This is a genomic window from Streptococcus sp. 2100, from assembly GCF_013276335.1.
In the GTDB taxonomy this organism is placed as follows: domain Bacteria; phylum Bacillota; class Bacilli; order Lactobacillales; family Streptococcaceae; genus Streptococcus; species Streptococcus pseudopneumoniae.
The window spans coordinates 59,900-86,092 of record NZ_VMKV01000041.1; the positions used below are offsets into that span (position 1 = coordinate 59,900).

Here is a 26,193-nt window from a genome sequence, read left to right on the forward strand (position 1 = left end):
CTGGAATGAAGAAACAAAGCAAGTACCAAGAGGTCGTAGCTTATCTGAAAAATGCATCGAGTCTGGACGCTTTCCGACGGGTAGCCTGAGATTTTGACAGAAACAAAACTTGAACTGGCACAACAACCCCTAAGGAACACACTTCCCTAGGGGCCTTTTTTTATTTAACTAAATCATTATTTATTTTTTGTTCCTAGCAAACATAAATATTGTATTAATAATTGCAAAAATAAATGCAAACAAAAGGATTTTCCAAAGGATAAATTTTTGTAACACTAAATATGCATATACAAATCCAATCAAAAAGCTAATAATCCCATCTTTTATTAAAAAGTTTTTATCACGCATTATTCCAGACCACACTGAACTGCCCAAATAGCCAACTGACCAGCAATGATATAAATATTTGTTTTAAGTCCATTAGCTTTAACAAATCTTAGTACCACTTTAGCTAATTCTAACCAAGCCTTTTTCTGCGCATACTTAACAATTAGCGAAACATTGGTCATAGCAAAAAATTCTTCTCGTATTTTTCTCGCTATACATCCTCCCATCTCATCCCAAGGGACTCTGTCATAGAGATTATTAATATTAGTTTCTAATTTATTTTCCGCAAGAGCAATATCTTTTTGAGAAAAGTTTTTATAAACATATTCAGTAAAATTTTTTTCATTAACTCCATTTCTAAACATTTGATCAAGAACATTAGCTACATCATCTATTTATTTTTGTTCTTGGGTACTAATTTCAGAAACTTCCGTAGTAGTTACATCATCAGCAAATACTCTAACAGAAACTATAGAAGGAGACATAATAGAAAATAGTGATAATACAACAAGAGCTGAAGTTACAGTTTTTTTAAATTTCATAAAAAACACTCCTTCAAGTCACAAATATATATTACTGATAAAATAACTTGATTTTCTGATTTAAAACTCCTTTCTAACAAGTCATTCGTATACTTTTATTTTTCAATTCTATTATACCACAACTAGAAAACGGTTTCAAGTTTTTTCCTAAAAATATGTGCAAGTAATACGGGGAAATTAGCATGAAAACTTTTTAAAACAAACCAACCCCAGATAAAAATACATATTTTGTTTTAAAGAGAAAAAAGTTCCGAAAAACTGTCACATCTGCATTTGGTTGCTCTTTGATTTCAAAAAAAGTATTAAAGATGGGAATATACCACATTTGCTCTTAGATGTGAACGAGAGAAACACCCTAGACATTGCCAAGAAGGAAAAAAAAGGGTACAATGTAACAAAATCAAGGGAGGTCTGGAATGAAGAAACAAAGCAAGTACCAAGAGGTCGTTTCCTATCTGAAAAATGGTATCGAGTCTGGACGCTTTCCGACGGGAAGTCGCCTGCCTTCTATCCGTCAACTAAGCCTTGACTTTCACTGTAGCAAGGACACCGTTCAGCGCGCCCTGCTGGAATTACGGTACGAACAATACCTCTATGCCAAGCCCCAGAGTGGCTACTATGTCCTAGAACAAGGGCAACACCAAGACCTCGAAATCGAGGTTACGGATGAACACGCCAGCGCCTATGACGATTTCCGACTCTGTGTCAATGAAACTTTGATTGGCCGGGAAAACTACCTCTTCAACTACTATGAAAATCAAGAAGGTTTAGAAGACTTAAGACAATCCATTCACCAACTCCTCTTTGACCAAGCCCTCTACTGCAAGGCTGACCAACTGGTACTGACTTCTGGAACCCAACAAGCCTTGTTTATCCTTTCTCAAATTTCCTTCCCTAGCCAAGCCAAGGAAATCTTGATGGAACAACCGACCTACCATCGAATGAATCGCCTCTTGATTGCTCAGGGTCTGGACTATCAAACGATTGAACGAGGCATTGATGGGATTGACTTGAAGGAACTGGAAGGCCACTTCAAAACAGGAAAAATTAAGTTTTTCTATACCATTCCTCGATTTCACTATCCTCTAGGCCATTCCTATTCTGAGCAGGACAAACGAGCTATTCTTGACTTAGCAGCCAAGTATGATGTCTATATCGTAGAGGACGATTATCTGGGTGATTTGGACTCCAAGAAGGGCCAAACCTTCCACTATCTTGATACAGAGGAGCGTGTCATTTATATCAAGTCCTTCTCGACCAGCCTCTTTCCAGCCCTTCGTATTACAGCACTCATTCTTCCAAATGCTATCAAAGAAGCATTTGTGGCCTACAAAAATATCCTAGACTACGACAGCAACCTCATCATGCAAAAGGCCTTATCACTCTATATCGATAGTCAATTGTTTGAGAAAAATCGTCTGACTCGCTTGAATAATCAAGAAACTTACCAAAAACAAATCAAGGAAAGACTAGCTTACAGCCCCTGTCCTCTTCCTCATTTTCCTCTTCACGATGGTTTATTGCTAGACCTGAGACAGTATCCTAAAATCGCCAATCTCAAACACAGTCAACTAGGCTTGGACTTCTTTGAAGAGGCCTATTTAAGCACCTGTCCTTATCAATTTGCCAAGGTGTCCCTAGACAATCTGGAAAAGGTTTTAAACTATTTAAAAGCAGAATTGGAATGACATCCAACTCTGCTTTTTCTTATTCTTCAACTTCAGTTAGACTTGCTGCTTTTTCAAGATAGCTTTGGTAAATTCCTTCATCCTTGAGTTTTTGGATGACCTTGTCTACCACTTCTCTCAAATCATCACTATTTTTTCTAAGAGCAACGGCATTGGCGTCGCCGTCCTTCATCTTCAAGCTGACAATTGCGACAGCTAAGTCAGCGTTTTTAGCAGCATAACTAAGTGCAACAGGCTCATCCATATGAACAGCATCTACTTTTCCAACCTGCAATTCATTGACTGCTTCACCCATATTAGTTAGGGAAGTTAATTGAGCTTTTGGCAATTGTTCCTTGACCATTGATTCTGGAACAGTCCCTTTTTGAGCCGCAATATTAGCACTTTCAAGGCTAGTTAAATCCTTGTATTTTTCTACATCAGCCTTACGAACCAAGAAACTAATCTTGTTTTCATAGTAAGAGATTGAAAAATCAAAGACTTCTTTTCTCTCGTCAGTAGCGCTAATTCCCGCAACTGCCAGGTCAGCCTTACCTGTTTGAAGACTGGTCAAAACATTGTCAAAACTCATGCTTGAGATTTCCAACTTAACCCCAAGTTCATCAGCGATAGCCTGAGCCATGTCGATGTCTGCACCGACTACCTGGTTCTTTCCATCAACCAATGATTGAAATTCAAAGGGTGCATAGTCAGGACTTGTCGCCACAACCAATTTCCCCTTTTGCTTAATGGCCTCAACAGCTGACTGAGAACCATTAGAACCTGACTGGCAAGCTACTAAGAAGAAACTTGCAAGAAAATTACATAAAACAAATATCCATTTTTTTGATTTCATAAATAAACAACCCCTCTGTTAATTTTGTATAATTATAACGATATCTAAGTTGCTTGTCAAGTGTTTTCTTGCATTTTCATAAAATATATTTACTAAAAAATAGAAATACAGTGGTTAGTTTATCTATCTATTGGGAACTTATTTTCAAAAAAATCATTTATCATATCTTGATGCTGCTGGTTTACAATTGCAATATTTTGTATGTCACTATGATCAAAAAATCCTAATTCTAAAGTTTCATCACTTGTAAAAAAATTTGTAGAGATAGAAGTTTCAGATGAAACTAAATACAAGATTGTAAGAACTTGAGCCTCATCACCATTCGGATAACTGTCTGAATATTTTGTATAAACATTTAAGAGTTTTTCCACCCTCACTTCGACTCCTGTTTCTTCATAAAACTCTCGCACTAAAGCTTCTAAAGCCGATTCTCCTAATTCAAGAGCACCACCTGGTAATCCCCACGTTCCTTTATCTGCTCGTTTTTGTAATAAAATTTTTCCTGATTGACTTAATATTCCACAGGTAAAATTTAAAATAATCTTATCTTTTCCAACTTTTTTCTGATATTCTGTATGTAGTTCATTATTCACCTCTGACAAAGTAAACTATCTATACAATGAAAGCTTACTGTATTAAAAAGTAAGCTTTCACAATAATTTTATCCTTTGAATACTTTATAATTCGACAATCTTACCTGTTTCAAAGTAAACAACCCATTCACAGATATTTTTAGCATAGTCACCGATACGCTCCAAGTAGGAAATAACTTGGAAATAATCACGACCCGTAACAATGGCTTCTGGATTTTTCTTAATCTCTTCAGTCGCAAGGTCACGGATAGTTTCAAAATAGTGGTTAATTTGCTCATCCATGGAGGCTACCCGGTATGCGTCGTCAACAGAACCATTAAGATAAAGATCAAGTGCTGCTTCAACAACGCTTTTAACTTCACGTCCCATTTTTTGAATTTCTTCCTCTACAGCTGGGATGCGCTCTTCCCCCTTCATACGGATGGTTGCCTGGGCAATGGCTACAGCGTGATCCCCCATACGCTCCACATCTGATACAGCCTTAAGGACAGTCAAGACTGTACGCAAATCTTGAGAGACTGGTTGTTGGAGTGCAATCATTTCAAATGATTTCTTTTCCAGTTTCACTTCGTATTCATTTACTTCTGCGTCATCTTCGATGACCTCTTTTGCCAGGTCACGGTCATGCGTGACAAAGGCACGCACCGTACGATTGATTTGTGAGAGCACTTCTTGTCCCATAGCGTAGAACTGGTTATGTAATTTCTCTAAATCTTCTTCAAATTGAGATCGTAACATCTTTCATCTCCTTATCCAAATTTTCCTGTAATATAGTCTTCCGTTTCCTTGTGTTGGGGATCAAGGAACATCTGCTTGGTATCATTAAATTCAATCAAATCTCCATCTAGGAAAAATCCTGTCTTATCAGAGATACGTGAAGCTTGTTGCATGGAACGGGTTACCAGAAGCATGGTGTACTTGTCTTTTAGACCATACAAGGTTTCCTCAATTTTACCAGCTGAAATCGGATCCAAAGCCGAAGTTGGCTCATCCAAGAGGATGATTTTAGGACTGGTTGCCAAGACACGGGCCACACAGACACGCTGCTGTTGACCACCTGACAATCCAATAGCTGAATCATGTAGACGATCCTTGACCTCATCCCAGATAGAGGCACCTTGCAAGGCTTTTTCTACGGCTTCATCCAGAACCAGCTTATCCTTAATTCCATTGATACGAAGCCCGTAGACAACATTCTCATAGATAGTCATAGGGAAAGGATTAGGTTGTTGGAAAACCATTCCGATTTCCTTACGTAATTCAACCGTATCTGTACGCGGACTGTAGATGTTGTGACCATTGTACACCACGGATCCAGTTGTGGTCACCTCTGGATTGAGATCTCCCATGCGGTTGAGAGACTTGAGGAGGGTTGACTTCCCTGATCCAGATGGACCAATCAAGGCTGTAATTTCCTTAGGTTGGAAAGATAGGGAAACACTATTCAAAGCCTTCTTTTTATTATAATAAACGGACAGGTCTGATACCTGTAAAATCGCATCTGTCATACGGTTTCCTTTCTAACCAAAGTGACCAGATACATAGTCATTGGTGGACTGTAGCTTGGCATTTTGGAAAATAGTTGCAGTTTTGTCATACTCAATCAAATCACCCAAGTAAAAGAAGCCTGTATAGTCACTTGCACGAGCAGCCTGCTGCATATTATGCGTTACAATGATGATGGTAAAGTCTTTCTTGAGCTCAAACATGGTCTCTTCTAGTTGCATGGTCGCAATCGGATCCAAGGCTGAGGCTGGCTCATCCATTAAGAGGATATCTGGCTTAACAGAGATGGCACGAGCAATACAGAGACGTTGTTGCTGACCACCTGATAAGGTCAAGGCTGACTTGTGGAGATCGTCTTTAACCTGATCCCAGAGGGCAGCCTGACGAAGGGAGGTTTCTACGATTTCATCTAGGACTTGCTTATCCTTAACTCCAGCACGTTCATGCGCAAAGGTAATATTACGGTAAATTGACTTAGCAAATGGATTAGGGCGTTGAAAAACCATTCCAATGTGTTTACGCATTTCATAAACGTTGATTTCTGGACGGTTGACATCAATTCCACGATAGAGAATCTGCCCAGTTACTTTAGCAATATCAATAGTATCATTCATGCGATTGAGACTGCGTAAGTAGGTAGATTTCCCCGATCCCGACGGACCAATCAAAGCTGTAATTTTATTTCTTTCAAATTGCATATCAATCCCCTTAATGGATTCATTTTTACCATAGTAAACATGGACATCCTTAGTAGAAAGGGCTACTTTTTCTTCAGGAAAGGTAAGGATATGCTTCTCATCCCAGTTATATGTTGACATGGCTTCTCCTTTAGACAGCGGTTAATTTCTTGTGTAGATAGTTTCCGAACTTACGAGCTCCAAAGTTAAAAATCAGGATAAAGATTAGGAGCACAGCGGCAGAACCTGCTGATACAATAGTTCCATCTGGAATAGTGCCTTCACTATTGACTTTCCAGATATGGACAGCCAAGGTTTCTGCTTGACGGAAGATAGAGATGGGGCTAGTCACACTGAGGATATTCCAGTTAGACCAGTCAAGAGCTGGCGCCGATTGCCCTGCTGTATAAATCAGAGCTGCAGCTTCGCCAAAGATACGACCAGATGCCAAGACGACACCCGTTACAATACCTGGAAGCGCTTCTGGAATAACAACATGAACCACTGTCTCCCAACGAGAAATCCCAAGAGCCAGACCAGCCTCACGTTGGGTATGGTGAACATGTTTCAAACTATCCTCTACATTACGCGTCATCTGAGGCAAGTTAAAGACTGTCAAGGCCAAGGCACCTGAAATGATTGAAAATCCATACTCAAACTGGACTACAAAGATCAAGTAACCAAAGAGACCCACCACCACTGATGGTAAAGAGGACAAGATTTCAATACAAGTCCGCACAAAGTTGGTAACAGGACCTTTTTTAGCATACTCAGCCAAGTAAATCCCAGCTCCCATAGAAAGAGGTACAGAAATAATCAAAGTAATGACCAATAGGAAAAAGGAATTGTAAAGCTGAATGCCAATCCCACCACCTGCTTGAAAAGCAGAAGACCTTCCAGTCAAGAAAGACCAAGAGATATGGGGCAAGCCCCGAACCAAGATATAGAGAATCAAGGAAGCCAAGATTGTCACAATGATGCTAGCAATCGTATAGAGGACAGCTGTTGCAAGTTTATCTAATTTCTTAGCGCGCATAATTTTTCTTTCCTCTTTCTTTCGTAATCAATTTAATCACACTGTTAAAAACTAAACTCATCAAGAGCAGTACCAAGGCCAGTGACCAGAGAACATTATTATTTACAGTTCCCATGACAGTGTTCCCAATTCCCATAGTTAATATAGAAGTTAAAGTTGCAGCTGGTGTGGTCAAGGAAGTTGGGATAACAGCTGAGTTTCCGACAACCATCTGGATAGCTAGAGCCTCACCAAAGGCACGCGCCATCCCAAAGACCACTGCAGTGAAAATACCAGAACGGGCCGCCTTCAAGATCACACGCCAGATAGTCTGCCAGCGAGTGGCTCCCATAGCGAAACTGGCCTCACGATAATAACGAGGAACCGTACGCAAGCTATCCGTTGTCATAAAGGTTACGGTCGGCAAAATCATGACAAAGAGGACGGAAATCCCTGACAAAATCCCAAAACCAGTCCCACCAAAGACACTGCGAACAAAGGGAACGACGACTTGCAAGCCAATAAATCCGTACACTACTGAAGGAATCCCAACCAGGAGTTCAATAGCTGGTTGCAAAATCTTCGCCCCTTTTGGTGATACTTCGGTCATAAAAACTGCTGCACCAATAGCAAAGGGTGTTGCGATAAGGGCTGAGAGAATGGTAACGATAAAGGAACCCAAAATCATAGGAAGGGCACCAAATTCTTTACTAGAAGGATTCCAAGTTCCTCCCAAAAGAAAGTCAAAGATATTCACACCATTGACAAAGAAGGTCGACAAGCCTTTTTGCGCTACGAAAACCAAAATCATGGCCACAAGGATGACTATCAAAGAAAGACAGGCAAAGGTCAAACCTTTTCCTAATTTCTCCAGACGAGAATTCTTTGATGGAAGCAACATTTTCTTAGCTAATTCTTCTTGATTCATTATTGTCTCCCTTCCAACACTGTCACAGTTCCGGCAGCATCTTTTTCAACCTTCATTTCCTTAATCGGAATATACTTCAATCCTTTGACAATCCCTTCTTGGGTCTCATCCGAGAGAACAAAATTGAGAAATTCTGCAGCTAACTCATTGGGCTGCCCCAATGTATACATATGCTCATAAGACCACAAGGGCCAATTATTGCTACTTATATTTTCTGGACTTAAGTCATAACCATTCAACTTCATGCTTTTGACCGAATCATCTATATAGGTAAGAGATAAATAAGAGATAGCTCCTGGACTTTTTGATACGATTGATTTTACCGCTCCATTTGAATCCTGCTCCTGACTTTGCATGGCAGACTGACCTTCCATAATGACAGTATCAAAGGTAGCACGAGAGCCAGAGCCGGCTGCCCGATTGATAACAGAGATGGGTAAGTCCTTACCACCAACCTCTTTCCAATTGGTTACCTCACCTATGAAGATTTGACGAAGTTGCTCTGTCGTTAGGTTATCAACATCAACCTCCTTATTGGCAATCAGAGCCAAGCCAGCTACCGCGACCTTGTGGTCAACAAGAGCAGAAGCATCAATTCCGTCTTTTTCCTCAGCAAATACATCTGAGTTTCCTATATCAACTGCCCCAGACTGAACCTGGGACAAGCCTGTACCAGAACCTCCCCCTTGGACATTGACCGTTTTTCCAACATGGATCGTGCCAAATTCATCTGCCGCTACTTCAACCAAGGGTTGCAAGGCAGTTGAGCCAACAGCCGTTATGGATTCTCCACGATCAATCCAGCTAGCACAGCCTACTAAACAAGCCGTCAGCCAAAAAGCGATAAGAGACAGAGCAAGCTTTTTTCTTTTTTTCACTGTTTTTCTCCTCGAAAATAATTATGAATACTGTGAATTTTTTAAGTAGTTCTTTATGAGTTGACGCATGAATTCTTACCAAATTTCTGCGCAATTGATTATTTATATAATATAGGCTATATTACTCTTTTCTAACCTCCTTTTTTCATATGTGGATAAAATCTCTTGTCTATCCCTTCCCCCATTGTCACCCATTATAGTCATTTCGTGTCTCTTTTTCCCCTTTTTAATGCAAGGAAAAGGTTACTCTCCTTAGATGATAATCCAAAAGCTAGAAAGGTATCTCAAACCTCTCTACTCTCCCAGACTAGTTTACAACTAAAAGGAAAAGATTCTATTTTATGGGAAATCTAGTTTACAAGCGGTAAGAACGCTAATAACTAAACTTCTTGTACTCTTTGAAAATCTCTTCAAACCAGGTCAGCCTTGCCTTGTTATAGGTATGTACCTATTTGGTCAGTCCTATCTACAACTTTAAAGCAATGCTTTGTAACTGACTCCGTCAGTCCTATTTGCAACCTCAAAACAGTATTTTGAGCTATCTATGGCTAGCTTCCTAGTTTGCTCTTTGATTTTCATTGAGTAGTAAAACTACATGTGATGGCAATCAAGATATCAAGAATCATCCTACTAAAAAAATCCATACTTTCACTATAACATAGAATAAGATATTTGACTAGCATTTTCACTTGAATCTGAGGCCTTTTGGAAAATAATTTTTCAAAACATTTCCAGTAACCTTTGCAAAGCCCAAGCCATTGCCTTTAACCAAAACTTGGTACCAACCATTTGGCAGACTTTCTGCCAGCTGAACAGTTTCTCCAGCCACATACTTGACAAACGCTTCTTGGCCAATTTCAACCGATTGTTCGACCTGACTCGGTTTCAAGGCTAGACCAAGAGCAAAACTGGGCTCAAAGCGTTTCTTCTTAAAAGTGCCCAGATGTAGTCCATTGCGAGCAATCTTGAGCTTACCTAAATCTGGCAAGAGTTCTGGTAAGAGATAGAGTTGGTCCCCAAAAGTCTGCAAGATTCCCGGTAGATTGACCTTCAAATGGTTTTGGGCAAATTCTTGCCACAAGGCAACTTGTTCTCGACCAAGATTGCTCTTACTTGCCTTACATTTAGGAGTTGGATTGTTACCCTTAAACTGTAGATGGGCTACAAACTGACCCTCTCCCTTAAACTGATGAGGGTACATCCGAGCCGTTTCTGGCAGGTCAATACCAGCTACCATTCCATTGATATGCTCTACTGGCAACAAATCAAAATCATACTCTTCCAGCAACCACTTAACAATCTCTTCGTTTTCCTCGGGTGCCCAGGTACAGGTTGAATAAACCAGACGACCACCTTCAGCTAGCATGGTTACTGCATCTGCTAAAATTTCTCTTTGCAAGCTAGCACATTGACTCGGATACTCTAAGCTCCAATAGTTCATAGCATCTGGTTGCTTACGAAACATTCCTTCACCAGAGCAAGGGGCATCAAGGACAATGAAGTCAAAATAGCCTTTAAAGACCTTGGCCAAGCGGTCAGCAGATTCATTGGTCACCACAACATTTGTCGCTCCAAAGCGCTCCATGTTTTCTACTAAAATCTTAGCCCGTTTGCTTGAAATTTCATTGGAGACGAGAAGGCCCTCTCCAGCTAGATAGGCTGCTAGTTGAGTTGATTTACCTCCCGGTGCAGCTGCCAAGTCCAAGACCTTCATACCAGGACTGGGCTGGGCTACCTGAGCAACCATCTGAGCAGCAGGTTCTTGCGAATAAACTAAACCAGTAGCATGCTCAGGCGATTTCCCTGAAACCTTCCCATAATGTCCCCAAGGAGTTTGAGGAATGGTATCAGAAAAGGAAAGTTGCGCTTCTTTTAAAGGATTGACCCGAAAGGCCGAAACCGCTTCCTCCTCAAAAGAGGCAAGAAAATCTCTTGCCTCATCTCCTAGTATCTCTTCATATTTTTCAACAAATCCTTCTGGAAATTGCATTTAAGTTCTTTTCCTTTCGTAAATATAGGACTGAATTTCCTCCTGCATCTCAAGAGGTAGCATCATGACCGGTTGTCTGGTTTGAAAATCAAGCGGTTGACCAGATAGGGTCACCACCCGATAGCCCAGACTTTCCCCTAAAATACTAGCCGCAGCATAATCCCATGGTTGCAGATAAGTGACATAGGTCAACAAACGCCCTGACAAAATCTTGGCAAAACTAATGGCCGCACTCCCATAGACACGAACACCGAGGACGGCTCGACTCAAATCAGCTAGTCCCCATTCATTGGTTTCTAGCATACCACTATTTCCTGCAATGAGAAAATCTCCAAGTGGTTTTGGTTTAAAGGGAGCTAGGGGCTTATTATTTCGACAAACTGGAAAGACCCCACCACCGTGGTAACAATCCCCTTTGACCACATCATAAATTAGGCCAAACTGTCCCTGACCATTTTCAAAATAAGCCATCATAACAGCAAAATCTTCCTGCTGGGCTACAAAATTATTGGTCCCATCAATGGGATCAATGACCCAAACCTTGCCCTCTTGAACTGAAGCTCGCAGACACCCTTCTTCAGCACAAATCTTATCCTCAGGATAACGGGGCAAAATCTCACCAACCAAGAGTTCCTGAACTTCCTTGTCCAGTCTGGTCACCAAATCTGTTGGAGAGGACTTGGTCTCAACACGCAAGTCTTCCTGCATGTGGTCAAGGATGTACTGACCCGCTTTCTTAATTAGCTCTTTAGCAAATTCAAATTTACTTTCCAAGAGAAATCTTTCCTTCCCCTTTTTCCTTAGCCGCCTGAACTGCTCGGTAAAGCGAATAGCCACTGACTGTTTCAAATTCTCGTCCCAAACGTTTTTCTTCACTCTTTCTTGGCACAACCGCCTTGAATCGCTTATAGGAGTCCAGTAACTTTTTAGCCTCTACCTTGCCTTCATAGGCAGCTTCAACATCATTAAAAAAAGAAAGCACTGAAGCAAGTTCTTCAGTGCTCCACGACAAATCTAGTGGGTAACTATACTGTTTGTTCATTAACTAATACCAGCTCTCATTCTTGCTTCTTTTAGTTCTTGCTTACGGTAACTACGAGGGAGAAAAGCACGAATCTCATCTTCATTAAAACCGATTTGCATGCGCTTGGCATCAATAATAATTGGACGACGCAAAAGACTAGGATACTGCTCAATCAAATGAAGCAATTCCGATACCGAAATACTCTCTACATCAATATTCAATTTTTGAAAAATTTTTGAACGAGTTGAAATGATGTCATCAGTACCATTTTCGGTCAAGGAAAGGATGTGTTGCAATTCTTTTCTTGTTAAAGGACTGGTCATAATATTGTGTTCCACAAAGGGAACCTTATGTTTTTCTAACCAGGCCTTAGCCTTACGACATGATGTACAGCTCGGTGATAGAAATAGTGTAATCATGCTTTTCTCTTCTTATCTATACTTTGCTACTTCTATTATACAAAAAAATAAAGCGCTTGACTAGAGATTTTTAGAAAAAAAGCCTATTTTTTCAAGAAAAATAGACTGTTCGCGAACGATTGCCTTTGTTTGAATTTGATTAATTCCTTCTTAACCATGGTTTCAAACAATATGCATTTTTATATACGTAAATTAAAAACAGCTTTCATTTCACTTCCTACGACTTTTCAGATAAAGATAGCCAAAGAAGCTTTCATATAGGGCAAAAAAGAGGAGGAAGGCATGAAGGAAGAAGGTCTCTGGCAAAATCAGAATCACTGGATCCTTGGCTGGGTCAAAAAGCCAGGTATCATCTCCCACAAAGAGAATTTGATGGAAAAGAGTAAAGAATTGGTCAAAACCAATCAAAACTCCCCCAAGACCAATCAGCAAAGGAAAAACCACTAGGGTCAGGAGCCCTTTACTAAATAAAGATAAAAAGCCCTTTTTTACAATCTTATTGACAAAGAAATAGAAACTTGGAAGTGTCACTAGAGCTACTAGCTGAACCAAGTGAAAGAGGTTCTTGACCACCTCAAAGTGGTGCAGACCAGCTGCTGACGAACGAAAATCTGGCATCTCTAGGACCTGACTAAAAGGATTGGTCAGGTAATTCATCAAGATATGAAAGTTGTACTGAATGGTTTCTGGTTTTAGATAAACTCGATCCGTTAAGTTCAACCACTTGATTTCCAGCGGATAAAAAATCCAAGCCAGATAAATGGTCAGAAGGATAAAAAGAGAGAGGAGAAAGAGCATAGAGCTCCAAAAGGTTAATTTAGTTTTCATCAAAGTTCCACTCCGCAAGGCTAGAAACCACATGAGTCGGTGCGATTGGCAGGTCTGCTACTTCTTCTGCCTTGGTAAAACCTGTCGTCACCAAGAGCGTTGGAATGCCATTGTCAATCCCAGCCCGAATATCAGTCAGATAATTGTCCCCAACCATGATCAACTCTTCACGTTCCAAACCTAAGTGCTCAACCGCCTTGTCCATAATGATGGCATTTGGTTTTCCAATATAAACAGGCTTCACTCGTGTTGCTACTTCAAGCAGGGTAATCAGTGAACCAGCACCAGGCAAAAGACCACGCTCTGTCGGGATATTGAGGTCAGGATTGGTTCCGATAAAATGAGCTCCCTTTTGGATAGCTAGAGTTGCTGTGGCAAATTTTTCATAGTCGACTTGCCAGTCCAGACCTACTACCACATAGGCAGGATTTTCCTTGTCTTCCACATAGCCAGCCGCCTTGATGGCTTCCTTGAGCCCTGATTCTCCGATAACATAGACAGTCTTTTCCAGTCCCAAGTCATTCATATAGTCGATAGTTGCCAAAGTCGCTGTGTAGACAGTCGATAGAGGCGTATCGATATTAAAATTCTGAGCCAACATTTCTTGAACACTCTCAGGAGTACGGGTTGTATTGTTGGTCACAAAGAGATAGGGGATGTCTCGCTTTTGCAATTCATGGACAAAAGCCTCTCCTGCTGGGATTCTGTCTTTGCCCTTATAAATGGTTCCGTCTAAATCAATTAAATAGCCTTTATATTTCATCTATTTCTCCCTAAGCCTTTTTTATTTCTTGCCAAGTAATAATAGCCTGTGCATTGGTAGCCCCGTCGCTTGTAATTTCATGCTTGCTTTCCAGTCCAGTCCGTTCAACAGACGATATGATTACCCCACCTGGTCGAACTTCCTTGACATACTTGAGGTTGATTTTCTTGGGAATATAGTGGGTCAAAAAATCCGCTCCCATGACCTCAAAAATCCAGTCCAAGTATTTACTGTTATTGACATGACCATTCATATCCAAGTCGTAAAAACGAACATGGTAATCCTTGCTGATCGGCTTTTCCAAGGACTCATACTTCGGTCCACGGATAAGTTTTTTATCAAAATCAGACTGGTAAGGAGCCACAATCTCAGGTTCAACAGCATGGACTTTTCGACTGTCGCGGTCCATGAGAACAAAAGTCGCCATCATGTGGATGAGTTCCTGACCTGCTTCATCATAAATGGTAAAGCGACGGTAGCAAAAGAGCCGATTGTAGCTCAAAGCTTCCGTTTCGATGGTGATTTCTTCCCCAAAACGAGGCAAACGAACCACCTCAATATCGTATTCTGTGATAATCCAGACCAGATTATGATCTTCTAAAATGGCCTTATCACTAACTCCCAGTTCAATCGACTGCATCCCTGAAACTTGTAGGGACAGCAAAATCACATCTGGAAGTTTGATATGACCGTTCATGTCAGCCATATCAAAAGGAATTTTCATGTTCATTTGATAAGTTAAGCCCATCATCCTACTCCAAAATAAATCGTTCTGCTACGGTGTCTCCTAAGAAGAGACCTCTTTTTGTCATGCGAACTCGGTCACCGTCTATTTGCATGAGACCCTGTTGAACCAAGTCTCTGACAATTTCTCCATAAAGTCCATCAAAAGACCGTCCAAATTTTTCCTCAAATCGCGCCATGGAGACTCCTGATTTCTTGCGGAGTCCCAGGAACATTTCTTCTTCCATTTGCTCTTTTTGACTCAGGTACTCCTCTGTGATACGAGCATTGCCTTCCTCAACCGCATTAAGATAATGGCGAATGGGACCATGATTTTTATATCGAATACCATTGACATAACCAGATGCTCCAGCACCGATGCCATAGTATTCAGCATTGTCCCAGTACATAAGATTGTGGCGACTTTCAAAACCAGGTTTGGAGAAATTAGAAATCTCATAATGCTCAAAGCCTGCTCGCTCAAGCTCAGTGATGATGTACTCAAACATCTCCGCTTCCAGTTCCTCCTTAGGCAGAGGCAATTTCCCTCGTCGCATACGGTTCATAAAGACCGTATGATTTTCCAAAATCAAGCTATACAAACTCATGTGGGGAATATCCAGTCCAATGGCCTTAGCCACATTTTCCTGGACCTGCTCCATGGTCTGACCAGGCAGCGCATAAATCAAATCAATGGAGATGTTGTCAAAACCAGCCAATTTCAGGCGGTCGATATTTTCATAAATATCCTTCTCCAAATGACTGCGCCCAATCTTTTTCAGCATCTTGTCGTCAAAGGTCTGCACGCCTAGCGAAACACGATTGACAGCCGAGTTTTTCAAAACAGCAATCTTATCCGCTTCCAAGTCGCCTGGATTGGCTTCAATGGTCAACTCTTCCAAGGCAGACAAGTCCAAGTTTTTAGTCAAGCCCTTCAATAACACCTCCAGTTGCGGAGCTGACAAGGCTGTTGGTGTCCCACCACCAATGTAGAGGGTCCGCAACTTTTGAATATCATAAGAACGAAACTCTTCTAACAGATGCTCTAAATAACTGTCGACTGGCTGATTCTTAATAAAAACTTTTGAAAAATCACAATAATAACAAATCTGGGTACAAAATGGGATGTGCACATAGGCTGACGTTGGTTTTTTCTGCATAGTACTTATTATACCACAAAAGCGAACAATACTTAGAATTCCCTTTAACAAAATCCTAGCATTGTTCGCTTTCTTTATCTAAACATTCTTTTTATTTTATGACGAACACGATTCCCAGAACCAATCTAATTTGTCTTTACAATACAAAAGAATGAATGTTCATTTGACTAAATTTTTAGTCTTCTTTTTTCTTTCCAAGAGCAAGTCCGAGACCGCCTAGCAGACCAAGAAGTTCTAGAGATGCAAGAGTCGCATTTGATTCTGTTCCTGTATTTGGCAATACATTTTGAGAATCATTTGATTTAGCTCCGTTATCACTATCACTAGCATCTGTAGTATCTTCATGATTTTCATTCGGAGTAACTGCATCTGGAATTGGAGTTGTTGGTGCAGGTGTATCTTGATCAGAACCTCCATTAGTAGCAGGTGTGACTGGAGTTGCTGGAGTGACTTTACCTGGTGTTACCTTAGCTGGTGTTGTTATATTATTAGCAATGTGTTCTGTGATATGACCGTCCTTTGAGTCTACATCATAAGTGGTTGTAGTAACTGTTTTACCTTTAGCTCCTTCAATACGTTCATTAGGTGTGTCAACTTCTCGTTCACCATCTCTAACATATTCAACTTCAGGTTCAATCGGGGTTTCTACTACTTTGTCCTTGGCTGCGACTTTGACGACTGTATTCGTTGGTTCTTTCGTTTTCCCATAAGTTAGCACGGTTGTTGGAGTTATCTTACCTGTTTTTGGATTAACTTCATAGGTAGTGGTCTCAATCACATCACGACCTTCAGAATCTTTAGATTGTTCAACCTTAGTTTTAGCTCCTACTTTAACGATTGTCTTACCTGCTGGGGTGACGACTGGGGTGCCAACGTGTTCTGTGATATGACCGTCCTTTGAATCTACATCGTAAGTGGTTGTAGTAACTGTTTTACCTTTAGCTCCTTCAATACGTTCATTAGGTGTGTCAACTTCTCGTTCACCATCTCTAACATATTCAACTTCAGGTTCAATTGGTGTTTCTACTATTTTGTCCTTGGCTGCGACTTTGACTATTGTTGCTGTTGGATTTACTACTACTGGTTTTCCTACTGTTTCTGTAATAGCGCCTGTAGTAGAATCAACACTATATGTTGTTGTGATAGTACTTGAACCTGCTTGGCCTGCTTCTTCCACATTTGGTTGATTTTTGTCGCGTGTATCATCTTTCACATATTTCTTAGGTGATGAGATTTCTGTTTTTTCTACTTTGTCCTTGGCTGCGACTTTGACGACTGTATTCGTTGGTTCTTTCGTACGAACTGGTTTACCTTCACTTGCTGTAATCTTTCCAGTATTAGTGTCCACAGTGTAAGTTGTTGTGATAGTGTCTTCACCATCTTCACCTTTAACAGTAGTTGGGACTGTACCTTTTTCTTTCGTATCATCTTTTTCGTAAACTACTGGAGATGGTACTACCATCTTCTCAATCGTTAGTTCTTTCCTTGTCCCGTAAGTAGTTACTGTTGTAGAAGTTACCTTACCTGTTTTTGGATCAACTTCATAAGTTGTAGTGTTGATAACTTCACGACCTTGGTCATCCTTGCTACTCTCAACCTTAGTTTTAGCTCCAACCTTAACTATTGTTTTACCAGCTGGGGTGACCACTGGCTTACCAACCTGTTCTGTGACTGTTCCATTATTTGGATTAACGTCATACCTTGTAGTCGTTACAGATTTTCCTTTTGCTCCTTTTCTAGGCTTGTCTGGTGTACCAAAGTCACGAGTGTCATCTCTTTCATAAACCACTGTGGGCTCAATTGGCGTTTCTACTACTTAATCCTTAGCCGCGACTTTAACGATTGTTTCTGTTGGATTTACTATTACTGGATTTCCTTCATTTGGAGTAACTTCCCCATTGTCTGGATTTACTGTGTAAGTCGTGGTGGTTGTCTTACTTCCGTCTTTTCCTGGGACAGTAATATTGGCTTGGCCTTTTTCTCGACTAGCATCTTTTTCGTATTTTACTGGAGATGGGATTGTTTCTACGTCTACTTTATCCTTAGCTCCTACTTTTACAACTCTAGCTATTGGTAGAGTTACGACTTCTGATCCCCCTTTTGTTGGAGTTAGGGCTCCATTTACTGGATTTACGCTATAGGTTGTGGTGACTTTAGATTTTCCTGATCTCCCTAGAAATTGAACGGTATCAGTACCTTTTGGACTGTTTTCATCTTTTAAATAAACTGTTTTGGGTTCAACTGAATTATACTCAACTATATCCTTCGCGCCACCTTTATTGACTACTTCTTCCTTCTTAGTCGAAGTAAGGCTGCCAGTTTTTGAGTTTACTGTGTAGCTTGTTGTCTTCTTAACAACGTCGTCTCCTTTTTTAATGTATTCTACTTCATCCTTGGCTGCGACTTTGACAACTGTTTCTATTGCCGGTTGCTTAACTACTGGTTGTCCTACATGTTCAATCAGATCTCCAGTGTTAGGATTTACACTATAAGTTGTTGTTACTGTACTAGTACCTGAAGTACCAGTTGTTGTTACATTAGCTTCACCTTTAGCTCTTGTGGCATCTTTTTCATAACGTACACTTGGCTCAAGTTGGGTAACGACAACTGTAGATTTGGCTCCATCTTTCTTAAACACTTCATCAATTGTATTGTTAGTAATCTGTCCTGTATCGAGATCTTTCATACTCACAGTTATTGACTTAATGATGTCATCTCCGCGTTTACTATATACAACAGTTTCTCCAACTTTTTCTACAGATTTAACTGTTGCAATGTTTTTATCTTGATAACCTGTCCCATCTAAGGAAATTCGTTTCCCAGATATAAACTCTGATCGTCTATTAATCATATCAGCTTCAAAATAAGAACGTGAACTGTGACCTCCACTGGTTCGTCCAACATTTATAACAACATCACTATCATTGCTGACGCCTTTTCTTATCGCCAAATCATTATCAACAATATAATGAGTCATTTTACCAGACTTGGCTATTTTTTTGCTATCTAAACCTTTTTGCCAAAATTCACGACTGGAAAGCAAATTGGTCACAACTTTTGGAGCATTAAAGGTTGTGCCTTTTTTTAATACATTATTATAAACGTTTCTATAAACCAACTGTTCTTTAGGAGACATGACTCTGCTGTCAGAATATGCCAACTGATAAGCTTCAACCATTGCCCGTTGTACTAAATATCCTCCTAAAGAATGACCTGTCAAATAAAGATTAGTAATACTCTTATCTTTAGCTAGTTCATGCATAATATTTTCTGCATCTATCCCTTGTTGAGGATTGCTTCCTAATCCAAGTGTTATATCAGCTCCTATATCTTTCGCATCACTTGTTCCACGAAAGGCTAATACTTGTGCAGTTCCATTTGGTAAATATAAGAAATCACTCTTCGTTTCATACAAGACAGCATCTAGTCCACTGGAGGTATGGTAACTTTTCTTCCTTTCCCAATAAGGCCCCAATTCCTTATTCATCATCATATACTCATAACGTGGTTTACTGTCACCATTCTTTTTATATAACTCTGACTCTGTTAAGGGTCTCTTATGATCCAGCACTCTATCAATATAATTATCATCACGGTAGGATAATTCCATGAACATAATCATATCGCGCTCACTTACATTCCATTTTAATTTTTCATCTGGCTTTTCTTTACTGTCAATAATACCATCACCATCAGTATCTTCTAATAAGGGATGACTATTATAACCTACATACTTTTTCCCACCTTTTTCATAAATATAAAGTTCTTCTTTATCCTTCAAGTAATCATCATCTGTATAGGCTTCTGGACTTAACTTAGAGCCGTTTAACAATAAACTATCAAGCTTATTACCTTCTGAACCGATTACTCCTGCTTTTATTTGCTTAGCATACTCATCAGTTAATTCATACTTTTTAACCTCGGAAGGATTTGATGCTGCTCTCACCGCTGGAGTGCTTGATCTGTCTTCACCCGCCACGAAATCCCTTGTGGTCAAGCTATTATTTTCCTTATTCCCAGATCTGACGGGTTCTGTAGTCCTTGTAGATCCTATTGGAACATCTCTGGTATCTAACTCAGAAGAAGGATTATTTTGATTATCTAGTATAGGTTGAACTTCTTCTCTTTTATCCACAGAAGATGGAGAATTTTCCGTAGAAGCAAGTACTCCCTGGGATGGTGTAAACAAAGCAATGCCTATTAATACAGAAGCCACTCCAACAGAAAACTTTCGAATCGAAAAACATTGACGTTTATTAAAAATATCTTTCATTTTACCAACTTTCTTTCTAGCTATTTTTTACAAAATAGAGAGTTCTACTATTTTCCCTTGACAAAATACTAAACCCTTTCTTGACTAAAATTTTAGAACTTTTCCTCTGCTTGATTATAAACTACCACATTGATTTCTAATCATAAAAAAATGAATTGCTTAATATTAATAAAATATCAGTACAATATAAAAAATGTAAATATTTCACTTTCAACACTGCCATTATACCATAATACTCAATGAAAATCAAAAAACGCATAATATCAGGCCTTGAAAAACCTTGATACTATGCGTTTGATTATGGGAAGATCTACTTCATTTTCTCCTAGAATTGAGTTTTTGCCCAGTCTCATCAAATCTAGATTTTTTCTTCTTTGATATCAATCACAATCTCTTCTGATTCATCAAGAATTTCGGCCTTTTCTTGCCATTGCTCTTTGAGATTATTGAATCGATATTTTGATACTTCTGTCGCTTGACGAGCACATGATTTGGCTTGAGCAAGGACGCTGTCCACAGTGATTTCACCCGACTCAACCTGTTCTTTGGTTTTAAGAACAAAATCTGTAGCCTGCTCCTTGACTTCTGTCAGTTTTTCACAGACCTGCTCCTTGGCATACTCTGGATTTTCTCTCAAATCATCCAGAAAATCTTGAGCCTGACTGCAAACTTGTTTGCCCTTGTCGCTTGTTAAAAACAAGGCAAGAGCTGCACCTGAAACGGTTCCTAAAAGGATTGAGGATAATTTACCCATAAGGATTCTCCTTTTTTATTTTTTTAAAAATTTACTTGCAAGACGAAGAGCTGATAAACTTGCCCCAGTCTTGAGTGTTTTTGAACCAGCTGATGAAGCTTTCTTGCTCAAGACACGCGCATGGTCATTGAGGTCTGAAACAGATAGAGATAAATCTGCAACAGCACTAAAGAGTGGATCAATCGTTGCCACCTTGACATTAATATCATCTGCCAAGACATTGATCTTAGACAGCAATTCATTGGTATGATGCAAGGTCACATCCACATCTGAAGTCAAGGTTTTAATCGTCTTCTCTGTTTCATCGATAACACGGCCAAGCTTTTGTACAGTAATGATTAGATACACTAAAAATACAATCAAAGCAAGGGCAACAAAAATATATGCAACTTCTAACATTTAGTTTTCCTCCTCTGTAACATAGTAAGGGGCCTTCTTTCGATTTTGATATAGAATGATAAAAATACCCAGTCCGATAAGGACAACTGATAGCCATTGAGACACTCGAAGGCCAAAGAACATGAGACTATCTGTTCGCATGCCTTCGATGACCATACGACCGAAACCATACCAAATCAAGTAAAAGGCCGTGATATGACCTCGTCTGAGACTTTTCCATTTTCGTCTAAAAATCAGAATCAAGGCAAATCCAAGTAGATTCCATAGGGACTCATAAAGAAAGGTCGGCTGACGGTAGCTCCCCTCAATATACATCTGGTCACGAATAAAGACAGGTAGATAATCCAAATTATCCACTGCTGCACCATAAGCTTCTTGGTTAAAGAAATTGCCCCAGCGACCCAAACTTTGGGCAATCATGACGCTAGGCGCCGCAATATCTAGAAAATCCCAAGTGTTAATGAGTTTACGATCAGCAAAGATATAGAGTACAAGTGCCCCAGTTATCAAACCACCGTAAATGGCCAAACCACCATTCCAAATGGCAAAAATCTCTCCCAAATTCTGACTATAATAATCAAAACGGAAAATGACATAGTAGAGACGAGCTCCTAAAATAGCCAAGGGAAAGGCTATCAAGATAAAATCTAAAATATCGTCTGGTATGATCTTCTTTCTAGGCGCTTCTTTCATGGTCAAATAAACCGCAAGAATCAAACCTGTAACAATACACAAGGCATACCAACGAATGGCTAGAGGGCCTAGTTGAATAGCAATTGGATCAAGCATTAGGCACCTCATTTCGAGCGATGAGACTTGTCAGTCGTTCTTCGAACAAACGGGTCGCATCAAAGCCCATTTCCTTGGCACGATAATTCATGGCAGCTGCCTCAATCACGACAGAAATATTACGACCTGTTTTAACTGGAATGCGGATACGAGGAATGGCTACGCCAGAAATTTCTATTTCCTCTGCATTGTTTCCAAGACGATCAAAAGTCTTATGTGTATCATAGTTTTCCAAATAGACAGCAAGTTGAACCTGTGAAGAATCCTTGACGGCACTGGCACCGTAGAGGCTCATGACATCGATAATCCCAACCCCACGAATTTCAATCAGGTGTCTCAAGATTTCAGCCGGTTCACCCCAAAGAGTAATCTCATCCTTGGCAAAGATATCGACCCGGTCATCAGCTACCAAGCGGTGACCACGTTTGACAAGTTCCAGACCTGTCTCACTCTTACCAATTCCACTATCTCCCTGAATCAAGACGCCCATCCCATAGATATCCATCAAAACCCCATGAACACTGGTACGTTCTGCCAAACGAGAATCCAGATAGCTAGATAACTCTCCAGATAAACGACTTGTCGCTGTACGGCTGGTTAAAATAGCAATCTTACATTCTCTGGCTGCTTTTAACATCTCCTCTGGAACCACCAAACCACGGGCAACAATGACCGCTGGTGTCTCAGGTAGAAACATTTTTTTCAAAACTTCATAACGGCTGTTGGAAGGCATGCTGATCAGATAAGACCACTCCTTCATCCCCAAAAGTTGAATCCGCTCTGGCGTGTAGTAGTCAAAATAACCTGTCATTTCAAGACCAGGTCGCGTAATATCTGCTGTATTGATTTCCTTTTCAAGCAATTCTGGTTCGCCATAGACAATGTCTAGTCTAAGCTTTTCAATCACTTCTTTTACTAAAACCGACATCATTTCCTCCTTCAATCGAGTTCTTCTCTCTATTATATCAAATTGTAGGAGGAAGTTTCAGATTTTTGCAGGCTTTGGAGTATTTATTTATACTCAATGAAAATCAAAGAGCAAACTAGGAAACTAGCCACAGGCTGCTCAAAACACCGNNACGAAGTCAGTAACCATATCTACGGCAAGGAGACGTTGACGTGGTTTGAAGAGATTTTCGAAGAGTATTAAAAGAAAAAGGACTAGATTTCTCCAGCCTTTCATTTCAAATTAGAATTTTTTACGTTTACGAGCTGCTTCTGATTTACGTTTACGTTTTACAGAAGGTTTTTCATAGAATTCACGTTTGCGTGTTTCTTGAAGAGTACCAGCTTTAGTAACCGCACGTTTGAAACGACGAAGTGCGTCGTCAAGAGATTCATTCTTACGTACTACTGTTTTAGACATTTTTTTCACTCCCTTTAAGTTCAATATCTATTTTATTCTACACGTAAAAGGAATAATTGTCAAGCAAAAATGCGGTTTAATTTTGATTTTTTCTTACATTTATACAAGAGTTGAAAGCGTTCAATAGAACATTGCTTTTTATTTTTCAAGTAAGCTAAGCGCTTCAGCATCCGCAATAATGGTCACATCAGGGTGATTTTGGAGACTACTTGCAGGTAGATTCTCAGTCACTGGGCCAGACACTGTTCCGGCAATGGCTTCTGCTTTCGACTCACCGTAGGCAAAGAGAAGGATTGACTTGGCATCCAAGATGTTCTTAATCCCCATTGAAATAGCTTGGGTTGGGACGTCTTCAATCTTGTCAAAAAAGCGCGCATTGGCTTCAATAGTAGACTGGTCAAGTTCTACTAGATGCGTTTGACTGTCAAATGGAGTACCAGGCTCATTAAAGCCGATATGCCCATTGCGACCGATTCCCAAGATTTGCAGGTCAACTGGATGGTCAGCCAAAATTTGGTTGTAGCGTTCAACTTCAGCTTCAGCATGATCCTTAACACCACGAGGCAAGAAACTTTCTTTAAATGGTTTTTGGTTGAACAAGTTTTCTTGCATGAAGTGACGGTAAGACTGTGGATTGTCGCCATCAAGGCCTACATACTCATCAAGGTTGACACTGGTTAGATTTGAAAAATCGAGGTCACTTTCAACAATTTCCTTATAAAATTCAAGTGGACTACTTCCTGTCGCAAGCCCTAAGGTTTGAGCGCCATTGGCTAATTTTTCCTTCAAAATCTCAAAAGCAACTTTTCCACCTTCGATTTGGTTTTCAACTTTAATAACTTTCATCTTTTCATCCTCCATTTCTATCTATTTTTATTATATGGTATAGACCAATTTTTGTCAAGTGAAAACGATTTAATTTCTAAAAAAAGAGCGTCTATACTTGAAACATGTTATAATGGATAGGATTAGAACTTAGAAAGAATGAACAGATATATGAATACAGCTGATTTTGACTTCCACTTACCTGAGGAATTGATTGCCCAAACACCCCTTGAAAAACGAGATGCCTCTAAACTCCTCATCGTCAACCGTGAGACAGGAAAAATGCAGGACAAACACTTCCACTCCATTATTGATATGCTGGAACCTGGTGATGCCCTCGTTATGAACGACACCCGCGTTCTCCCTGCCCGCCTCTATGGTCAAAAGGAAGAAACTGGAGGCCATGTGGAACTTCTCCTGCTCAAAAATACTGCTGGAGATGAGTGGGAAGTTCTGGCTAAACCTGCCAAACGCCTCAAGGTCGGTACTCGTATCAGCTTTGGTGATGGTCGCCTCAGCGCTGTCATTACAGAAGAATTGACCCACGGAGGCCGCATTGTCCGCTTCGAATACCACGGAATTTTCCTAGAAGTTTTGGAAAGTCTGGGTGAAATGCCGCTGCCACCTTATATCCACGAAAAACTGGATGACCGTGAACGCTATCAAACAGTTTACGCCAAGGAAAGCGGCTCAGCTGCTGCACCAACTGCTGGACTTCACTTCACCAAAGAACTGCTAGCAGAAATCCAAGCTAAGGGTGTTCATCTAGTCTATCTGACTCTTCATGTCGGACTCGGAACCTTTAGACCCGTTTCTGTGGACAATCTAGACGAACACGAAATGCACTCAGAGTTCTATCAACTTTCTGAGGAAGCAGCTGCAACTCTCCGCTCTGTTAAGGAAAATGGTGGTCGTGTCATCGCTGTCGGAACCACTTCTATCCGCACCTTGGAAACTATTGGTTCCAAGTTTGAGGGGCAAATCCAAGCAGATTCTGGTTGGACCAATATCTTTATCAAACCTGGGTATGAGTGGAAGGTCGTGGATGCCTTCTCAACCAACTTCCACCTGCCAAAATCAACTCTGGTCATGTTGGTTTCTGCCTTTGCAGGCCGTGAATTAGTCTTAGATGCCTACCACCATGCCATCCAAGAACACTACCGCTTCTTCAGTTTTGGTGACGCCATGTTTATTTATTGAGAAAGAATTTCTCTAAATCTTCTAATACCAATAAATCGCTAAGATATTATTTCAAAGAACATCTACAATTGAAACTCTAGCTAACTGTAGAAGACGCCTAGTACATTAAAATTAAAATGTTTCTCCCTAGCTGCGAAAATATTGCCATAGATTGCGTTGACTCTCCAAATCGATTCATCTATATTTTATTTCAGCTTCCTATATTTTCTTCGCTGTTTGTAAATCAAAATACAAGATACATGAGTAGCACCATATTTGTTACTCTTATCTGTCCTCTCAAGAGACTATTATGAGTGGTTTCAGAATCATTCACTACTTTGACCCTGACTCTCCTTAGTCTCAAAATCAAAGACTTCTGGCTCTATAATATTTGTAGTGGGTAAATCCCCTATGGATATTATGGAGCCTATTTTGTGTAGAAAAAAAGTCCCATATGACCTATAATGAAAAGCGACAAAACAACTCATTAGAAAGAATCATACGGAACAATTACATTTTATCACAAAACTACTCGATATCAAAGACCCTAATATCCAGATTCTAGACATCATCAATAAGGATACACACAAGGAAATCATCGCCAAACTGGACTACGACGCCCCATCTTGCCCTGAGTGCGGAAGTCAAATGAAGAAATATGACTTTCAAAAACCGTCGAAAATTCCTTACCTCGAAACGACTGGTATGCCTA

The 26,193-nt window shown here is 40.2% G+C and carries 27 protein-coding genes and 2 pseudogenes; 3 read left to right on the top strand and 26 right to left on the bottom strand.

The features are described 5' to 3' along the window. Positions 1-347 precede the first annotated feature (347 nt). Both HT669_RS06805 and HT669_RS10825 read right to left on the bottom strand, forming a co-directional pair. Complete coding sequence (locus HT669_RS06805; RefSeq protein ID WP_000489503.1) at positions 348-692, bottom strand: hypothetical protein; 345 nt, start codon at positions 690-692, stop codon at positions 348-350. 30 nt (positions 693-722) lie between these two features. Further along, positions 723-869 (bottom strand): hypothetical protein, encoded by a 147-nt coding sequence (locus HT669_RS10825; RefSeq protein WP_000669513.1) that lies wholly within the window; start codon positions 867-869, stop codon positions 723-725. Between the two features lie 416 nt (positions 870-1,285). Between HT669_RS10825 and HT669_RS06810 the strand changes: the two genes are divergently transcribed. Continuing rightward, on the top strand, positions 1,286-2,557 hold the full coding sequence (locus HT669_RS06810) for a PLP-dependent aminotransferase family protein (RefSeq protein WP_000744853.1): 1,272 nt from the start codon (positions 1,286-1,288) through the stop codon (positions 2,555-2,557). A 19-nt stretch (positions 2,558-2,576) separates the two neighbouring features. On the opposite strand, the gene HT669_RS06815 is transcribed toward HT669_RS06810, so the two are convergent. The 24 genes and pseudogenes from HT669_RS06815 to HT669_RS06925 form a co-directional block, all read right to left on the bottom strand. After that, a complete protein-coding gene (locus HT669_RS06815) occupies positions 2,577-3,392 on the bottom strand; it encodes an ABC transporter substrate-binding protein (RefSeq protein WP_023939045.1) in 816 nt (271 codons plus the stop codon). A gap of 119 nt (positions 3,393-3,511) precedes the next feature. Continuing rightward, on the bottom strand, positions 3,512-3,985 hold the full coding sequence (locus HT669_RS06820; RefSeq protein WP_033605139.1) for an NUDIX domain-containing protein: 474 nt from the start codon (positions 3,983-3,985) through the stop codon (positions 3,512-3,514). An 84-nt stretch (positions 3,986-4,069) separates the two neighbouring features. Then, the gene (gene phoU / locus HT669_RS06825; RefSeq protein ID WP_000946465.1) at positions 4,070-4,723 is read right to left on the bottom strand and encodes a phosphate signaling complex protein PhoU; all 654 of its coding nucleotides are present in this window, start codon (positions 4,721-4,723) and stop codon (positions 4,070-4,072) included. Between the two features lie 11 nt (positions 4,724-4,734). Then, positions 4,735-5,493: a phosphate ABC transporter ATP-binding protein PstB gene (pstB, locus tag HT669_RS06830; protein WP_000128635.1), complete on the bottom strand. Its 759-nt coding sequence runs from the start codon at positions 5,491-5,493 to the stop codon at positions 4,735-4,737. Between the two features lie 12 nt (positions 5,494-5,505). Then, positions 5,506-6,309 carry a phosphate ABC transporter ATP-binding protein PstB gene (gene pstB, locus HT669_RS06835; RefSeq protein ID WP_000109215.1) on the bottom strand — a complete coding sequence of 268 codons (804 nt, stop codon included), beginning with the start codon at positions 6,307-6,309 and terminating at the stop codon, positions 5,506-5,508. Positions 6,310-6,319: 10 nt separating this feature from the next. Continuing rightward, positions 6,320-7,204 (bottom strand): phosphate ABC transporter permease PstA, encoded by an 885-nt coding sequence (pstA, locus tag HT669_RS06840; RefSeq protein ID WP_001201787.1) that lies wholly within the window; start codon positions 7,202-7,204, stop codon positions 6,320-6,322. Beyond that, positions 7,194-8,111, bottom strand: coding sequence for a phosphate ABC transporter permease subunit PstC (gene pstC / locus HT669_RS06845; protein ID WP_172933666.1), 918 nt, complete (start codon positions 8,109-8,111; stop codon positions 7,194-7,196). Before pstC ends, pstA begins: the two co-directional genes overlap by 11 nt. Then, positions 8,111-8,989, bottom strand: coding sequence for a phosphate ABC transporter substrate-binding protein PstS (pstS, locus tag HT669_RS06850; protein WP_000746334.1), 879 nt, complete (start codon positions 8,987-8,989; stop codon positions 8,111-8,113). The genes pstC and pstS overlap by 1 nt, the downstream gene beginning before the upstream one ends. A 685-nt stretch (positions 8,990-9,674) precedes the next feature. After that, positions 9,675-10,979, bottom strand: a complete 1,305-nt coding sequence (locus HT669_RS06855) for an RsmF rRNA methyltransferase first C-terminal domain-containing protein (protein ID WP_101514420.1) — start codon at positions 10,977-10,979, stop codon at positions 9,675-9,677. Beyond that, positions 10,980-11,753 carry an inositol monophosphatase family protein gene (locus tag HT669_RS06860; protein WP_172922037.1) on the bottom strand — a complete coding sequence of 258 codons (774 nt, stop codon included), beginning with the start codon at positions 11,751-11,753 and terminating at the stop codon, positions 10,980-10,982. It abuts the gene before it with no gap. Beyond that, positions 11,743-12,021 (bottom strand): UPF0223 family protein, encoded by a 279-nt coding sequence (locus tag HT669_RS06865; protein ID WP_001041980.1) that lies wholly within the window; start codon positions 12,019-12,021, stop codon positions 11,743-11,745. Before HT669_RS06865 ends, HT669_RS06860 begins: the two co-directional genes overlap by 11 nt. Then, the gene (locus HT669_RS06870; RefSeq protein ID WP_000631259.1) at positions 12,021-12,422 is read right to left on the bottom strand and encodes a Spx/MgsR family RNA polymerase-binding regulatory protein; all 402 of its coding nucleotides are present in this window, start codon (positions 12,420-12,422) and stop codon (positions 12,021-12,023) included. Before HT669_RS06870 ends, HT669_RS06865 begins: the two co-directional genes overlap by 1 nt. A gap of 210 nt (positions 12,423-12,632) precedes the next feature. After that, positions 12,633-13,250 (bottom strand): TIGR01906 family membrane protein, encoded by a 618-nt coding sequence (locus tag HT669_RS06875; protein ID WP_000850638.1) that lies wholly within the window; start codon positions 13,248-13,250, stop codon positions 12,633-12,635. After that, on the bottom strand, positions 13,240-14,013 hold the full coding sequence (locus tag HT669_RS06880) for a TIGR01457 family HAD-type hydrolase (protein WP_000875447.1): 774 nt from the start codon (positions 14,011-14,013) through the stop codon (positions 13,240-13,242). Before HT669_RS06880 ends, HT669_RS06875 begins: the two co-directional genes overlap by 11 nt. A 10-nt stretch (positions 14,014-14,023) precedes the next feature. Further along, positions 14,024-14,761, bottom strand: coding sequence for an acyl-[acyl-carrier-protein] thioesterase (locus HT669_RS06885; protein ID WP_000524808.1), 738 nt, complete (start codon positions 14,759-14,761; stop codon positions 14,024-14,026). A 4-nt stretch (positions 14,762-14,765) separates the two neighbouring features. Further along, on the bottom strand, positions 14,766-15,896 hold the full coding sequence (gene hemW / locus HT669_RS06890) for a radical SAM family heme chaperone HemW (RefSeq protein WP_001170091.1): 1,131 nt from the start codon (positions 15,894-15,896) through the stop codon (positions 14,766-14,768). Positions 15,897-16,071: 175 nt separating this feature from the next. Continuing rightward, complete coding sequence (locus HT669_RS11200; RefSeq protein ID WP_249274347.1) at positions 16,072-17,685, bottom strand: LPXTG cell wall anchor domain-containing protein; 1,614 nt, start codon at positions 17,683-17,685, stop codon at positions 16,072-16,074. Between the two features lie 27 nt (positions 17,686-17,712). Further along, on the bottom strand, positions 17,713-20,169 hold the full coding sequence (locus HT669_RS11205) for a G5 domain-containing protein (protein ID WP_240153503.1): 2,457 nt from the start codon (positions 20,167-20,169) through the stop codon (positions 17,713-17,715). A gap of 358 nt (positions 20,170-20,527) precedes the next feature. Further along, positions 20,528-20,923, bottom strand: a complete 396-nt coding sequence (locus HT669_RS06900; protein WP_000517395.1) for a YtxH domain-containing protein — start codon at positions 20,921-20,923, stop codon at positions 20,528-20,530. Next, a pseudogene (locus HT669_RS06905) lies at positions 20,896-21,322 on the bottom strand (DUF948 domain-containing protein). The gene HT669_RS06900 and the pseudogene HT669_RS06905 overlap by 28 nt, the downstream one beginning before the upstream one ends. Next, positions 21,323-22,111, bottom strand: coding sequence for a prolipoprotein diacylglyceryl transferase (gene lgt, locus HT669_RS06910; protein WP_000886657.1), 789 nt, complete (start codon positions 22,109-22,111; stop codon positions 21,323-21,325). After that, on the bottom strand, positions 22,104-23,039 hold the full coding sequence (gene hprK / locus HT669_RS06915) for an HPr(Ser) kinase/phosphatase (RefSeq protein ID WP_000115147.1): 936 nt from the start codon (positions 23,037-23,039) through the stop codon (positions 22,104-22,106). The genes lgt and hprK overlap by 8 nt, the downstream gene beginning before the upstream one ends. 261 nt (positions 23,040-23,300) lie before the next feature. Beyond that, positions 23,301-23,477, bottom strand: a complete 177-nt coding sequence (gene rpsU, locus HT669_RS06920; protein WP_000048054.1) for a 30S ribosomal protein S21 — start codon at positions 23,475-23,477, stop codon at positions 23,301-23,303. A gap of 138 nt (positions 23,478-23,615) precedes the next feature. Then, complete coding sequence (locus HT669_RS06925; protein WP_000864588.1) at positions 23,616-24,323, bottom strand: glucosamine-6-phosphate deaminase; 708 nt, start codon at positions 24,321-24,323, stop codon at positions 23,616-23,618. 150 nt (positions 24,324-24,473) lie between these two features. Between HT669_RS06925 and queA the strand changes: the two genes are divergently transcribed. Further along, positions 24,474-25,502: a tRNA preQ1(34) S-adenosylmethionine ribosyltransferase-isomerase QueA gene (gene queA, locus HT669_RS06930; RefSeq protein WP_001090168.1), complete on the top strand. Its 1,029-nt coding sequence runs from the start codon at positions 24,474-24,476 to the stop codon at positions 25,500-25,502. A gap of 465 nt (positions 25,503-25,967) precedes the next feature. Further along, a pseudogene (locus HT669_RS06935) lies at positions 25,968-26,193 on the top strand (ISL3 family transposase); the annotation flags it as partial.